Annotated in this window: 15 protein-coding genes; 12 read left to right on the top strand and 3 right to left on the bottom strand. The window is 66.9% G+C overall.

Annotated elements, in window-relative coordinates:
• The first annotated feature begins 1 nt into the window (after position 1).
• From nuoI to LRM40_RS10195, 9 genes are read left to right on the top strand one after another with little or no spacing between them, the layout of a single operon-like run.
• Entirely contained in the window at positions 2-499 is a 498-nt protein-coding gene (gene nuoI / locus LRM40_RS10235; protein WP_151123140.1) for an NADH-quinone oxidoreductase subunit NuoI, read from the top strand.
• A 57-nt stretch (positions 500-556) separates the two neighbouring features.
• A complete protein-coding gene (locus LRM40_RS10230) occupies positions 557-1195 on the top strand; it encodes an NADH-quinone oxidoreductase subunit J (RefSeq protein ID WP_151123141.1) in 639 nt (212 codons plus the stop codon).
• A complete protein-coding gene (gene nuoK, locus LRM40_RS10225; protein ID WP_022981277.1) occupies positions 1192-1506 on the top strand; it encodes an NADH-quinone oxidoreductase subunit NuoK in 315 nt (104 codons plus the stop codon). Before LRM40_RS10230 ends, nuoK begins: the two co-directional genes overlap by 4 nt.
• A gap of 20 nt (positions 1507-1526) precedes the next feature.
• The gene (gene nuoL, locus LRM40_RS10220) at positions 1527-3548 is read left to right on the top strand and encodes an NADH-quinone oxidoreductase subunit L (protein ID WP_151123142.1); all 2022 of its coding nucleotides are present in this window, start codon (positions 1527-1529) and stop codon (positions 3546-3548) included.
• 19 nt (positions 3549-3567) lie between these two features.
• A complete protein-coding gene (locus LRM40_RS10215; RefSeq protein ID WP_151123143.1) occupies positions 3568-5043 on the top strand; it encodes an NADH-quinone oxidoreductase subunit M in 1476 nt (491 codons plus the stop codon).
• 19 nt (positions 5044-5062) lie between these two features.
• Complete coding sequence (gene nuoN / locus LRM40_RS10210; RefSeq protein WP_151123144.1) at positions 5063-6571, top strand: NADH-quinone oxidoreductase subunit NuoN; 1509 nt, start codon at positions 5063-5065, stop codon at positions 6569-6571.
• A 28-nt stretch (positions 6572-6599) separates the two neighbouring features.
• Positions 6600-6923, top strand: a complete 324-nt coding sequence (locus LRM40_RS10205) for a DUF2818 family protein (RefSeq protein ID WP_151123145.1) — start codon at positions 6600-6602, stop codon at positions 6921-6923.
• The gene (locus LRM40_RS10200) at positions 6913-7503 is read left to right on the top strand and encodes an NUDIX domain-containing protein (protein WP_151123146.1); all 591 of its coding nucleotides are present in this window, start codon (positions 6913-6915) and stop codon (positions 7501-7503) included. Before LRM40_RS10205 ends, LRM40_RS10200 begins: the two co-directional genes overlap by 11 nt.
• Before the next feature lie 4 nt (positions 7504-7507).
• Positions 7508-8008, top strand: a complete 501-nt coding sequence (locus LRM40_RS10195; protein ID WP_151123147.1) for a DUF1178 family protein — start codon at positions 7508-7510, stop codon at positions 8006-8008.
• Between the two features lie 19 nt (positions 8009-8027).
• Here LRM40_RS10195 and LRM40_RS10190 read toward each other — a convergent pair whose 3' ends face one another.
• Positions 8028-9431, bottom strand: coding sequence for an FAD-binding oxidoreductase (locus tag LRM40_RS10190; protein WP_151123148.1), 1404 nt, complete (start codon positions 9429-9431; stop codon positions 8028-8030).
• Positions 9428-9832, bottom strand: coding sequence for a DUF2069 domain-containing protein (locus LRM40_RS10185; protein ID WP_151123149.1), 405 nt, complete (start codon positions 9830-9832; stop codon positions 9428-9430). The genes LRM40_RS10190 and LRM40_RS10185 overlap by 4 nt, the downstream gene beginning before the upstream one ends.
• 19 nt (positions 9833-9851) lie before the next feature.
• Here LRM40_RS10185 and LRM40_RS10180 point away from each other — a divergent pair, with 19 nt between their 5' ends.
• Positions 9852-11087, top strand: a complete 1236-nt coding sequence (locus LRM40_RS10180) for a YihY family inner membrane protein (RefSeq protein WP_231067498.1) — start codon at positions 9852-9854, stop codon at positions 11085-11087.
• Positions 11088-11097: 10 nt separating this feature from the next.
• On the opposite strand, the gene LRM40_RS10175 is transcribed toward LRM40_RS10180, so the two are convergent.
• Entirely contained in the window at positions 11098-11673 is a 576-nt protein-coding gene (locus LRM40_RS10175) for a helix-turn-helix domain-containing protein (RefSeq protein ID WP_151123151.1), read from the bottom strand.
• Between the two features lie 133 nt (positions 11674-11806).
• Here LRM40_RS10175 and kbl point away from each other — a divergent pair, with 133 nt between their 5' ends.
• Both kbl and LRM40_RS10165 read left to right on the top strand, forming a co-directional pair.
• Positions 11807-13033 (top strand): glycine C-acetyltransferase, encoded by a 1227-nt coding sequence (kbl, locus tag LRM40_RS10170; protein ID WP_151123152.1) that lies wholly within the window; start codon positions 11807-11809, stop codon positions 13031-13033.
• Positions 13030-14013, top strand: coding sequence for an NAD-dependent epimerase/dehydratase family protein (locus LRM40_RS10165; protein WP_151123153.1), 984 nt, complete (start codon positions 13030-13032; stop codon positions 14011-14013). The genes kbl and LRM40_RS10165 overlap by 4 nt, the downstream gene beginning before the upstream one ends.
• Positions 14014-14027 lie beyond the last annotated feature (14 nt).

The raw sequence follows: 14027 nt of genomic DNA, 5'->3' as shown, positions 1-14027 counted from the left end.
CATGTCTTCAATCGCATCCCTCAAGACCTTCTTTTCCAGCTTCCTGCTGCTGGAACTGTGGAAAGGCCTGGCGCTGACCGGTCGCCATTTCCTCTCGCCGACCATCACGGTCCAGTTCCCGGAAGAGAAGACGCCGCTGTCGCCGCGCTTCCGCGGTCTGCACGCCCTGCGCCGCTACGAGAACGGCGAAGAGCGCTGCATCGCCTGCAAGTTGTGTGAGGCGGTCTGCCCGGCCATGGCCATCACCATCGAGTCCGACGTGCGTGCCGACGGTTCGCGCCGCACCACGCGCTACGACATCGATCTGACCAAGTGCATCTTCTGCGGCTTCTGCGAAGAGAGCTGCCCGGTGGACTCCATCGTCGAGACGCACATCTTCGAATACCACGGCGAAAAGCGCGGCGACCTGTACTACACCAAGGACATGTTGCTGGCGGTGGGTGACCGCTATGAGAAGCAGATTGCCGCCAACAAGGAGGCCGACGCCAAGTACCGCTGACCGGTCGGGATGGCCAGCCGCCATCCCCGGACGGCGCACCTCACGGGCGCACACAACATGAATCCCACCTCCGTTCTGTTCTACATCTTCTCGGCCGTGTTGCTGTTTGCGGGCTTCCGTGTGATCACGGCCCGCAACACCGTGCACGCGGCCCTGTTCCTGGTGCTGGCCTTCTTCAACGCATCCTGCATCTGGATGCTGCTGCAGGCCGAGTTCCTGGCCATCACGCTGGCCCTGGTCTACGTCGGCGCCGTGATGGTGCTGTTCCTGTTCGTGGTGATGATGCTCGACATCAACACCGACAGCCTGCGCCAGGGCTTCTGGAACCACTTCCCGCTGGCGGCCCTGGTCGGTGCGGCGATCGCCATCGAGATGGCCATCGTGATGAAGGCCGGTTTCAACCTGCCGGTGGCCAAGGCCTTCGATCCGGCGGTGCTCAAGCTGGGCAACACCCGTGCCCTGGGCGTCGAGATCTACACCCAGTACCTGTACCCGCTGCAGGTCGCCGCGGTGCTGCTGCTGGTCGGCATGATCGCCGCCATTGCCCTGACCCTGCGTCACCGCAAGGACAGCCGCTACCAGAACCCGGCCGAGCAGGTTCGCGTCAAGGCTTCGGATCGCCTGCGCCTGGTCAAGATGGCAGCGACCGTGGAACAACCGTCCGCCCCCAAGGACGCCGAAGGAGGCCAGGCATGAGCCACGGCATCACCCTCTACCATTTCCTGACGCTGGGCGGCTTCCTGTTCGCGCTGTCGGTGGTCGGCATCTTCCTGAACCGCCGCAACCTGATCGTGCTGCTGATGTCGATCGAGCTGATGCTGCTGGCGGTGAACATGAACTTCGTGGCCTTCTCCCACTACCTGGGTGACATGGCCGGGCAGGTGTTCGTGTTCTTCATCCTCACCGTGGCGGCCGCCGAGTCGGCCATCGGTCTGGCCATCCTGGTCGTGCTGTTCCGCAACCGCTCGACGATTGCCGTGGACGAGCTCGACTCGCTCAAGGGCTGACGCACGGAGCCCCGAAGAACATGTCTGCACAACTTTCCCAGAACCTGCTTCTGACCGTGCCCCTGGCGCCGCTGGCCGGCTCCATCCTGGCAGGTCTGTTCGGCAAGACCATCGGTCGGCGCGGCGCCCACCTGGTGACCATCATCGGCGTGCTGATCGCCTTCATCTGCTCGGCCATGGTTCTCAAGGCCGTGGCGGTGGACGGCGCGCACTACAACGCCACGGTCTATGAATGGATGACCGTCGGCAGCCTGAAGATGGAGGTCGGCTTCCTGATCGACGGCCTGACCGCGATGATGATGTGCGTGGTGACCTTCGTGTCGCTGATGGTGCACATCTACACCATCGGCTACATGGAAGAGGACCCGGGCTACCAGCGCTTCTTCTCGTACATTTCGCTGTTCACCTTCTCGATGCTCATGCTGGTCATGAGCAACAACTTCCTGCAGTTGTTCTTCGGCTGGGAAGCGGTGGGCCTGGTGTCGTACCTGCTGATCGGCTTCTGGTACAAGAAGCCGACGGCCATCTTCGCCAACCTGAAGGCCTTCCTGGTCAACCGGGTGGGTGACTTCGGCTTCATCCTGGGCATCGGCCTGCTGCTGGCCTATGCCGGCTCGCTGAACTACACCGAGGTGTTCGCCAAGTCGGAAGAGCTGTCCAAGCTGACCTTCCCGGGGCAGGACTGGGGCCTGCTGACCGTGGCCTGCATCTGCCTGTTCATCGGCGCGATGGGCAAGTCGGCGCAGTTCCCGCTGCACATCTGGCTGCCGGATTCGATGGAAGGCCCGACCCCGATCTCGGCGCTGATCCACGCCGCCACCATGGTGACGGCCGGCATCTTCATGGTGACCCGCATGTCGCCGCTGTTCGAGCTGTCGGACGCCGCGTTGAACTTCGTGCTGGTGATCGGTTCGATCACGGCCCTGTTCATGGGCTTCCTGGGCATCATCCAGAACGACATCAAGCGCGTGGTGGCCTATTCCACGCTGTCGCAGCTGGGTTACATGACCGTGGCCCTGGGCGTGTCGGCCTACAACGTGGCCGTGTTCCACCTGATGACCCACGCCTTCTTCAAGGCGCTGCTGTTCCTCGGTGCGGGCTCGGTCATCATCGGCATGCACCACGACCAGGACATGCGCAACATGGGCGGTCTGCGCAAGTACATGCCCATCACCTGGATCACCTCGCTGATCGGCTCCCTGGCCCTGATCGGCACGCCGTTCTTCTCGGGCTTCTATTCGAAGGACTCGATCATCGAGGCCGTGGCCGCCAGTCATCTGCCCGCGGCCGGTTTCGCGCAGTTCGCTGTGGTGGCGGGCGTGTTCGTGACCGCGTTCTACTCCTTCCGGATGTACTTCCTGGTCTTCCATGGCAAGGAGCACTTCCACCACAAGCCCTTCCCGGGCGAGCATGATCACCACGACGACCACGGCCACGCGCACACCCCGCACGAATCGCCCTGGGTCGTGACGCTGCCCCTGGTGCTGCTGGCCATCCCGTCGGTGATCATCGGCTACTTCGCCATCGAGCCGATGCTGTACGGCGACTTCTTCAAGGGCGTGATCTTCGTGAACAACGAAGCCCATCCCGCGATGGAGGAGTTGGCGCATGAGTTCCACGGCCCGCTGGCCATGGGCCTGCACGCCTTCACCTCGCTGCCGTTCCTGCTGGCCCTGGCTGGCGTGGTCACCGCCTATGTGTTCTACATGGTGGCGCCGTCCATCCCGGCCACACTGGCCCGGGTGCTGGCCCCGGTGGTGCGCGTGCTGGAGAACAAGTACTACATGGACTGGATCAACGAGAACATCATCGCCGCCGGCGCGCGCCTGATCGGCCGTGGCCTGTGGAAGGGTGGTGATGTCGGTCTGATCGACGGTCTTCTGGTGAATGGCTCGGCCCGCGTGGTCGGCTGGTGTGCCGGTGCGCTGCGGGTCGTGCAAACCGGTTTCCTGTCCTGGTACGCGCTGGTGATGGTGCTGGGTGTGTTTGGTCTGATGACGTGGCAGCTGTGGCCCCATCTGACGACCCTGCTGGGCCGTTGAGAGAAGGCGGAGAACAACAATGGGTCTTTTGAGTGTTGCCATCTGGCTGCCGATCGCCTTTGGCGTCGTCCTGCTGGCTTTGGGACGGAATGAAAACCCGGGCGCTGCCCGCTGGACCGCGCTGGTCGGTTCCGTGCTCAGCTTCCTCGTCACCTTGCCGCTGATCACCGGCTTCGACACCAGCACTGCGGCGATGCAGTTCGTCGAGAACCTGAGCTGGATCGAGCGCTTCAACGTGCGCTACCACCTGGGCGTGGACGGCATCTCCGTCTGGTTCGTGCTGCTGACCGCCTTCATCACGGTGATCGTGGTGGTGGCGGCCTGGGAGGTGATCCAGGAACGCGCGCACCAGTATCTGGGTGCATTCCTGATCCTGTCGGGTCTGATGATCGGCGTCTTCTCGGCGCTGGACGGTCTGCTGTTCTACGTGTTCTTCGAGGCCACCCTGATCCCGATGTACATCGTGATCGGCATCTGGGGCGGACCGCGGCGCGTCTACGCGGCGTTCAAGTTCTTCCTCTACACGCTGCTGGGTTCGCTGCTGATGCTGGTGGCCCTGACCTACCTGTACATCAAGTCGGGTGGCAGCTTCGAGATCCTGGACTGGCACAAGCTGCCGCTGCCCATGGACGCGCAGGCGCTGCTGTTCTTTGCCTTCTTCGCGGCCTTCGCGGTGAAGGTGCCGATGTGGCCGGTGCACACCTGGCTGCCGGATGCCCACGTGGAAGCACCGACCGGTGGTTCCGTCGTGCTGGCCGCGATCATGCTGAAGCTCGGTGCCTATGGTTTCCTGCGCTTCTCGCTGCCGATCGCACCGGACGCCGCCCATCACTACGCCTGGTTCATCATCGCGCTGTCCCTGATCGCCGTGGTCTACATCGGCCTGGTGGCCATGGTGCAGCAGGACATGAAGAAGCTGGTGGCCTACTCGTCCATCGCGCACATGGGCTTCGTCACCCTGGGCTTCTTCATCTTCAACGAACTGGGCATGTCCGGCGGCATCGTGCAGATGATCTCGCACGGCTTCGTCTCGGGCGCGATGTTCCTGTCCATCGGCGTGCTGTACGACCGCGTCCACTCGCGTGAGATCTCGGCCTACGGCGGCGTGGTCAACACCATGCCCAAGTTCGCCGCCTTCGCGCTGCTGTTCTCGATGGCCAACTGCGGCCTGCCGGGCACCGCCGGCTTCATCGGCGAGTGGATGGTGATCCTGGGCTCCGTGGGCTACAACTTCTGGATCGGTCTGCTGGCCGCCACCGCCGTGATCTTCGGCGCGGCCTACAGCCTCTGGATGTACAAGCGCGTCTATTTCGGTGACGTCACCAATGACCATGTGCGCGAGCTGACCGACATCAACGCCCGCGAATTCGGCATGCTGGCCGTGCTGGCCATTGCGGTGCTGGCCATGGGCCTGTACCCCAAGCCCTTCACGGATGTGATGCATGCCTCGGTGACCGAGCTGCTCAAGCACGTGGCCGTGTCCAAGATCAACTGACACAGCCGGGATGCACACCATGACTCAAATGAACTGGCTCGTTGTCTACCCTGAAATCCTGCTGCTGGTGGCAGCCTGCGTGGTGGCCCTGGTGGACCTGTACGTCACCCAGCCCACGCGCTGCCTGACTTTCTGGATGACCCAGGCCGCACTGGCCGGCGTGGCCCTGCTGCATGGCCTGGCCTTGCAAACCGGGCTGGGCGCGGAAGGCGCCAAGGCGTCCGTCTATGCGATGCAGGGGTTGGTCGTTTCCGACCCCATGGGCCACCTGCTGGCCCTGACCGCCGCGATCGCGATGATGATCACCATCGCCTATGCGCGTCCCTACATTGGCAGCCGCGAGCTGCTCAAGGGTGAGTTCTTCACCCTGGCGATGTTCGTCGTGCTCGGCATCTCGGTGATGATCTCGGCCAACAACTTCCTGGTCATCTATGTGGGCCTGGAACTGATGAGCCTGTCGCTGTACGCGCTGATCGCACTGCGCCGCGACCATGCGGTGTCCACCGAAGCAGCGATGAAGTACTTCGTGCTGGGCGCGCTGGCCAGCGGCTTCCTGCTCTATGGCATGTCCATGCTGTACGGCGCCACCGGCTCGCTGGACATCCCCGAGGTGTTCGACGCCATCGCCACCGGTCAGGTCAACGCCACCGTGCTGAGCTTCGGCCTGGTGTTCATCGTGGCCGGCCTGGCCTTCAAGCTGGGTCTGGTGCCGTTCCACATGTGGGTGCCTGACGTCTACCAGGGCGCACCGACCTCGATGACGCTGATGGTCGGCGGTGCGCCCAAGCTGGCTGCCTTCGCCATCACCATCCGCCTGCTGGTGGAGGGGCTGAGCGGCGTGGCGCACGATTGGCAGCAGATGCTGATCGTTCTGGCGGTGCTGTCGCTGGTCATCGGCAACGTGGCCGCCATCGCGCAGACCAACCTCAAGCGCATGCTGGGCTACTCGGCCATCGCGCAGCTGGGCTTCATGCTGCTGGGCCTGACCCCCACCGTGGTGGCCGGCTCCACCCAGCTGGCCGCCAACGGCTACAGCTCGGCCCTGTTCTACCTGGTCACCTACGTGCTGACCACGCTGGGCACCTTCGGTCTGATCATGTACATCAGCCGCCAGGGTTTCGAGAGCGAGGAGATCGCCGATCTGGCCGGTCTGGCCAAGCGCAGCCCCTGGCTGGCCGGCGTGATGACCGTGTTCATGTTCTCGCTGGCCGGCGTGCCGCCGATGGTGGGCTTCTACGCCAAGTTCGCCATCATCCAGGCACTGGTGAGCACGGGGGATTCGACCTACCTGACCCTGGCCATCGCGGCCGTGCTGCTGTCCCTGATCGGCGCCTTCTACTACCTGCGTGTCGTCAAGGTCATGTACTTCGACGAGCCGCGTGAAAGCCAGGCCTTCTCGGGAGCCAGCTACACCGGCGTCGGCGTGGTGCTGGCGGTCAATGGCTTTGCCGCCCTGGCGCTGGGCCTGCTGCCCGACGGCCTGATGGCCCTGTGCCGCGACGTCATCGTCGCTGCGCTGGCGGGTTGAGGCCAGGCGGGGCAGAGGGGGCTTCTCGATGACGCAGGACATCGCGGTGTGGTTGGTGCTGGTGGCTGCGCTGCTGGGGGCCAACCTGCCTTTTCTGTCTCAGAGAGTGCTGCTGGTCGGCCCCCGTCAGCAGGACAAGGCTTTTGGCTGGCGCCTGCTGGAGCTGGTGCTGCTGTGGCTGGCCGTGCTGGGCGCCGGCTTTGCGCTGGAGAGCCAGTTGGGTCAGCGTTCGCCGCAGGGCTGGGAGTTCTTTGCGGCCATGGGCTGCCTGTTCCTGACCTTGGCGGTGCCTGGCTTCATCTGGCGCTACCTGCGACGTCGTCGCGTCGCAGAGGTCCCGGATGCCGGATGAGCAGCATCTGATCGAGACGAAGGTCTCGTCAGAGGTGGTCTATCGCGGGCACTTCCTGGAGGTGCGGCAGGACCGGGTGGCCTTGCCCGACGGGAGTCAGGCAGGGCGCGAGTACATCATTCATCCCGGCGCGGTGGTCATCGTGCCGATCCTGGATGATGGGCGCCTGGTGCTGGAACGTCAGTACCGTTATCCCTTGCAGCAGGTGCTGCTGGAGTTTCCGGCCGGCAAACTCGATCCCGGAGAGTCCCGTCGGACTGCGGCGATGCGTGAGCTCGCCGAGGAAACCGGCTACCGTGCCCGTGAGTGGGCCCGTGCCGGCATCCTGCACAACGCGGCGGCCTATTCCGACGAGTTCATCGAGATCTGGTTCGCACGCGGCTTGGTGCCGGGTGAGCGCCGGTTGGATGACGGTGAACTGATCGACCTTTGCCTGATGACCGAAGAGGAATTGGACGCGCTGGCTGCCGCGGGTGCGCTCACCGATGCCAAGACCCTCATCGGGCTGCAGTGGCTGCAGAAGTGGCGCTCCGGTCGCTGGCCGCTCGACTGGCAGACCCTCGAGCCGGCGCAAGGGTGAGGCCATGAAGGTCTGGAACCTGCGCTGTGCCCAGGGGCACGGCTTCGAAGGCTGGTTTGCCTCCGAGGATGACTTTCAGAGCCAGCAACTGCGTGGCTTGCTCACCTGTCCCTTGTGCGGCGCGGCCGAAGTGGTCCGTGCGCCCAGCGCGCCGCGGCTGAACCTGTCGGGCGCCCGGGCCGAGCCTCAGGTCGCGTCCGCGGGAAAGGGGCCGGGCGAAGCCGCTGCGGCATCGGCGCCCGCGGTGGCCGGCGCACCGGCTGCCGCCCCGACGCTGGAGCAGATGCAGCGCGTGTTTCTTCAGGCGGTGCGCCAGGTGGTGGCCAATACCGAGGATGTCGGCACACGTTTCCCGGAAGAGGCCCGCAAGATCCACCATGGTGAAGCCCCGGCCCGCGGCATCCGCGGCCAGGCCACCGAGGAGGAGCGCGAGGAGTTGCGCGACGAGGGGATCGAGGTCTACAGCCTGCCCATCCCCGAGGCCCTCAAGGGCCCCACCCACTGAATCCGCCAGGACGGCGGATTCACAACACCCGGTTCGGGTTCAGGCGTCCCAGCGGGTCCAGCGCCGTTTTGATCTGGCGCATCAGGCGCAAGGCCACCGGCGACTTGTACTGCGGCAGTTGCTCCCGCTTGAGCGTGCCGATGCCGTGTTCGGCCGAGATCGAACCACCGAAACGGCAGACCGCGTCGTAGACCAGCGCGTTGAAAGCCTCTTCGTGGGCCGCCAGGAAGGCGGGGGCCGACTCGCCCTCGGGGGCCTGGACGTTGTAGTGCAGGTTGCCGTCGCCCAGGTGACCGAAGTTCACCAGCCGCACGCCGGGCACCCGCGCCTGCAGGGCGGCATCGGTCTGGGCGACGAAGGCCGGGATGGCCGACACCGGCAGCGAGATGTCGTGCTTGATGTTCAGGCCCTCCTCGCTCTGGGCCAGCGAGATCGATTCGCGCAGGTGCCACAGGGCCTGGGATTGGGCCAGGCTTTCGGCCACCACCGCGTCGTCGATCAGACCCTGTTCCAGCGCCAGACCGAGCACCGACTCCAGGGCCGCCTGGGCCTGGGCATCGTCGCTGGCCACCAGTTCCAGCAGGATGGACCAGGGCGCGGCCGGGAAAGGGTTGGGGATCTGCGGAAAGTGCTTGCCGACCAACTGCAGCGAGAAGGCGCTCATCACCTCGAAGCCGGTCAGGCCGGCATCCAGGTGGCGGCGGGCCAGTTCCAGCAGCGCCACCGCCTGGTCCAGGTTCCGTGCCGCCGCCAGGGCCGTGCGGCGGCCCACGGGGCGCGGGTAGAGCTTCAGGGTGGCGCCGGTGATGATGCCCAGCGTGCCTTCGCTGCCAACGAACAGGTCGCGCAGGTCGTAGCCGGTGTTGTCCTTGCGCAGACCGCTCAGGCCGTCCCAGACCTCGCCGGCGGCGGTCACCACCTCCAGGCCCAGGCACAGCTCGCGGGCGTTCCCGTAGCGCAGCACCTGGGTGCCGCCGGCGTTGGTGGAGAGGTTGCCGCCGATGGTGCAGCTGCCTTCGGCCGCCAGGCTCAGCGGGAAGAGCAGTCCGGCGTCGTCGGCCGCCTGCTGCACCTGCTGCAGGATGCAGCCGGCGTCCACCGTCATCGTCAGGTTGGCCGGGTCGATGGCCCGCACGCGGTTCATGCGGGACAGGCTCAGCAGCACCTGCCGGCCACTGTCATCGGGCACGCCGCCGCCCACCAGGCCGGTGTTGCCGCCCTGCGGCACGATGCTCACGTCGTGCAGCCCGCAGGCCTGGACCACGGCCGCCACTTCCTCGGTGCTGCCGGGGCGCACCACCGCCAGGGCCTTGCCGTGGTAGCGCTTGCGCCAGTCGCGCTCCCAGGCGCTCAGGTCGCCATCGGTGAGCACATGGGTCGGGCCCAGGAGTTCGCGCAGTTCGCTCAGCAGGGCGTGGCTCATGGGGCACTTCCTTGTTCACTGGCCTGGCGGGCGCGGCGCAGGCGCCAGCGCACCTGCCAGGCACTGGCCGCAAACAGCAGCAGGCACAGCAGCACTTCCAGCCAGGCCAGCCAGCGGCCCATGCCGTGTTCGCTGGTGGCGCGCACCAGGCCCTCGGCGCAGTAGAGCCAGACCAGCAGGCTGACCCATCGGTAGGTGTAGAGGCGGTGGCGCCACAAGCCCAGCACCGGCACCAGCAAGGGCACGACCTTGAGCGCCAGACTGCCGTTGCCGGTCGGGGCCAACCACAGCTCCCAGGCCAGGCCCAGCACGATCAGGCCGATCAGGCTGGCCAGGGCCATGGCGCGCGTGGCGCGGACGACGCCGTCCGGCGCCAGGGTCACCAACGGAGTCTCCGACATGTTTGGCATGATAGCCGGCATGACTTGGATCACCGCCCTGCGGGCCCACTGGACATCGCAGGTGGGCCTGCTGTTCACCACGCTGCGAACCTGGCCCTGGTTCGACACGGTTCGCACCCTGCGGCTGCGCTTTCGCGAAGACCGACTGGGCCTGAGCGCCGGCAGCCTGACCTTCACCACGCTGATCGCGCTGGTGCCGCTGCTGACGGTGATGCTGGCCCTGTTCACCGCCTTTCCGGTGTTTGCCAAGTTCCAGGTGGCACTGCAGAAGTACTTCCTGCAGAGCCTGGTGCCCGACGCGATCGCCAAGCCGGTGCTGGTCACCTTGACCCAGTTCGCCAGCAAGGCCAACAAGGTGGGCGGGGCGGGTCTGCTGTTCCTGCTGGCCAGCGCCATCTCGCTGATGCTGACCATCGACCGCACGCTCAACGGCATCTGGCGCGTGCGCAAACCGCGGCCCATCGCCCAGCGGGTGCTGGTCTACTGGGCCGCGCTGACATTGGGGCCGCTGGTGCTGGGGGTGAGCCTGAGCCTCACGTCCTATGCGCTGTCGGCCTCCAAGGGCCTGGTGGGGGCCTTGCCGGGCGGGGTGCGCTTCGTGCTCGATGTGGTCGAGTTCCTGATGCAGGCGGGTGCCACCGCAGCCCTGTTCTATTACGTGCCCAACACCCATGTGCGCTGGCGCCATGCGCTGGGCGGTGCCTTGTTCGTGGCGGTCACCTTCGAGTTGGCGAAGTCGGTGCTGGCCTGGTACGTCGGCTCGGTGGCCACCTATTCGGCCATCTACGGCGCCTTCGCCACCGTGCCCATCTTCCTGCTGTGGCTCTACCTGGTGTGGGTCATCGTGCTGTGCGGCGCGGTGATCGCCGCCTACGCGCCCAGCCTGCAGATGCGGGTCGTGCGCCAGCCCAATGTGCCGGGCCGCGCGTTCGCGCTGGCCCTGGCGGTGCTGCGCGAGCTGGCGGACGCGCGCCGGAGCGGGCAGGGCGGGCTGACGCTGGACGCGGTGGCCTCCCGCCTGCGGGTGGACCCGCTGCAGATCGAACCCGTGCTGGACACCCTGATCGCCCACGATTGGGTGGGCCGGCTGGACGAGGGCGGCGGCCAGCGCCACACCCTGATGTGCGAGCCGGCCAGCACGCCGGCCGCCCCGCTGGTGGATGCGCTGCTGCTGGCGCCACAGGCGGCCGCACAGTCCTTCCGACAGCGGGCCGGCCTGGAGCAGATGACCCTGGCCGAACTGCTGAAGGGCTAGCAGCGCCGGCTCAGCCGGCGTGCACCACCACCAGCAGCGCCCGGGCCGCCTCGCTGCCGGTGTTGCGGATGGCGTGTGCCTGGTCCACCGCGTAGCGGGCCGTGTCTCCCGGGCCGAGGGTCTGGGTCTGTTCGCCAGCGTCGACCACCAAGGCGCCGGCGTGGACCGTCAGGTGCTCGCGGGTGCCGGGCTCGTGCGGTTCGCTGGTCAGCACGCCGCCGGGCTGCACCGTCAGTTCGTACCACTCGAACTGCCCGGCCAATTCGATGGGCCCGAGGATGCGCAGTTCGCACAGCCCGTCCGGGCTGCGCAGCGAGGGAATGGCATGGGGGGGCACCGTCACCATCGCCGGTGCGCCGGGCTCCTCGCCGCTGAGCAACTCCGCCATCGGCACGCCCAGCGCATTGGCCAGGCGCCAGACCACCGCCACCGTGGGGTTGGCCTGGTTGCGCTCGATCTGCGAGAGCATGGACTTGGAGACACCCGCCTGACGCGAGAGTTCGTCCAGCGACAGCCCGCGGGCCTGCCGCAGGCTGGCAAGCGTCTGGCCGACGCGGGGCGGTTCGGAAGAGGGCATGCGCGACATCGCGGTCTTTCAGCGTCCAGGCTTGACGGAATGGAAGGTCGACATGATACTGCACTTGTGTTCGATATATCGAACAAACGAACAATCAGTGAACCTTCAGTGAACCACCCGTTCCCTCGCCAAGGACTCCACCATGTCTGACACCCCTGCGTCCACCGACGCCTTCTATGCCCACCTGCGCCAGGAGCTGCAGACCCTGCGTGAGGATGGCCTCTACAAGACCGAGCGCATCCTGACCACGCCGCAGGGTGCCCTGGTGCGCACCACCGATGGCCGCGAGGTCATCAACCTGTGCGCCAACAACTACCTGGGCCTGTCCAGCCACCCGGAGGTGATCGCCGCGGCCCATGAGGCCCTGGACAGCCATGGCTATGGTCTCAGTTCGGTGCGCTTCATCTGCGGCACCCAGGACCTGCACAAGACCCTGGAGGGCCGGCTGGCCCGCTTCCTGGGCACCGAGGACGCCATCCTCTACGTGGCGGCCTTCGACGCCAACGGCGGCCTGTTCGAGCCGCTGCTGGGCGAGCAGGACGCGATCATCAGCGACACGCTCAACCACGCCTCCATCATCGACGGCATCCGCCTGTGCAAGGCGCGGCGCTGGCGCTACACCCACAACGACATGGCCGATCTGGAGCGCTGCCTGGAGGAGGCCCGCGCCGGTGGTGCGCGCTTCATCCTGGTGTTCACCGACGGCGTGTTCTCGATGGACGGCACGATCGCCCAGCTCGACCGCATCCGCGCACTGTGCGACCGCTTCGGCGCCCTGCTGGGCGTGGACGAAAGCCACGCCACCGGCTTCATGGGCAAAACCGGCCGCGGCACCCACGAGCACCGCGGCGTGTTCGGCAAGGTGGACATCATCACCGGCACCCTGGGCAAGGCCCTGGGCGGCGCCTCGGGCGGCTTCACCGCGGCCCGCAAGGAGGTGGTGGAGCTGCTGCGCCAGCGCTCGCGGCCCTACCTGTTCTCCAACACGGTGGCGCCGTCCATCGTCGGCGCCTCCCTGAAGGTGCTGGACCTGCTGGAGGGCTCCACCGCGCTGCGCGACAAGCTGGCCGACAACACCGCCTACTTCCGCCGGGCCATCGTCGAGGCCGGCTTCGAGATCAAGCCGGGCGAGCACCCCATCGTGCCGATCATGGTGTACGACGCTGTCAAGGCGCAGCAGCTGGCCGCGCGCCTGCTGGAGCTGGGCGTCTATGTGGTGGGCTTCTTCTACCCGGTGGTGCCGCAGGGCCAGGCCCGCATCCGCGTGCAGCTCAGCGCCGCGCACGACCGCGCCCAGCTCGAGCGCGCGGTGGCCGCCTTTGCCCAGGCCGGCCGTGAGCTGGGGCTGCTGAAAGGGGACGCCCGGTGAGCACGCCCCGCATCCTGATCATCGGCGCCAACGGCCAGATCGGCACCGACCTGGCCGGCGTGCTGGCCGAGCGCCATGGCCGCGAGGCTGTGGTGACCAGCGACCTCTCGCCCCGGGGCCGCGTGCCCGGCCTGGCCCATGAAGCCCTGGACGTGACCGATGCCGCCGCCCTGACCGCGGTGGTTGAGCGCCACGGCGTCACTCAGATCTACCACCTGGCCGCGGCGCTGTCCGCCCGTGGCGAGCAGCACCCGATGTGGGCCTGGGACCTGAACATGAAGGGCCTGCTCAACGTGCTGGAACTGGCGCGCACCCACCGGCTGGAGCGGGTGTTCTGGCCCAGTTCGATTGCGGCCTTCGGCCCCAGCACCCCGCGCGACCAGACGCCGCAGCAGACCGTGATGGAGCCCACCACCGTCTACGGCATCTCCAAGCTGGCGGGCGAGGGCTGGTGCGCCTGGTACCGCCGCAACCACGGCGTGGACGTGCGCACCGTGCGCTACCCGGGCCTGATCAGCTGGAAGACCGCGCCGGGGGGCGGCACCACCGATTACGCGGTGGAAATCTTCCACGAGGCGCTGCGCGCGGGCCGTTACACCAGCTTCCTGGGCCAGGACACCGCGCTGCCGATGATGTACATGGACGACGCCATCCGCGCCACGCTCGAGCTGATGGAGACCCCGCTGGCCCGCCTGCCCCATTACAAGGCCTACAACCTGGCCGGCATCAGCTTCACCCCGGCGCAGATCGCCCAGGCCATCCGGGCCGAGCTGCCGGACTTCACGATCGATTACGCGCCGGACTTCCGCCAGGCGATTGCCGACAGCTGGCCGCGTTCGCTGGACGACCGCGAGGCCCAGGCCGATTGGGGCTGGACCCCGCGCTTCGGCCTGCAGGAGATGGTGCGCGAGATGCTCACCGCGCTGAAGCCCGGCATCGCGGCCGCAGCGGCCGCCGCCACCACCGGCAGCCCGGCCTGAGCCCAGGGCGGCGC

Source organism: Ideonella dechloratans (genome assembly GCF_021049305.1).
Classification (GTDB): domain Bacteria; phylum Pseudomonadota; class Gammaproteobacteria; order Burkholderiales; family Burkholderiaceae_C; genus Ideonella; species Ideonella dechloratans.
This window is presented reverse-complemented; position numbering and strand designations above follow the sequence as displayed.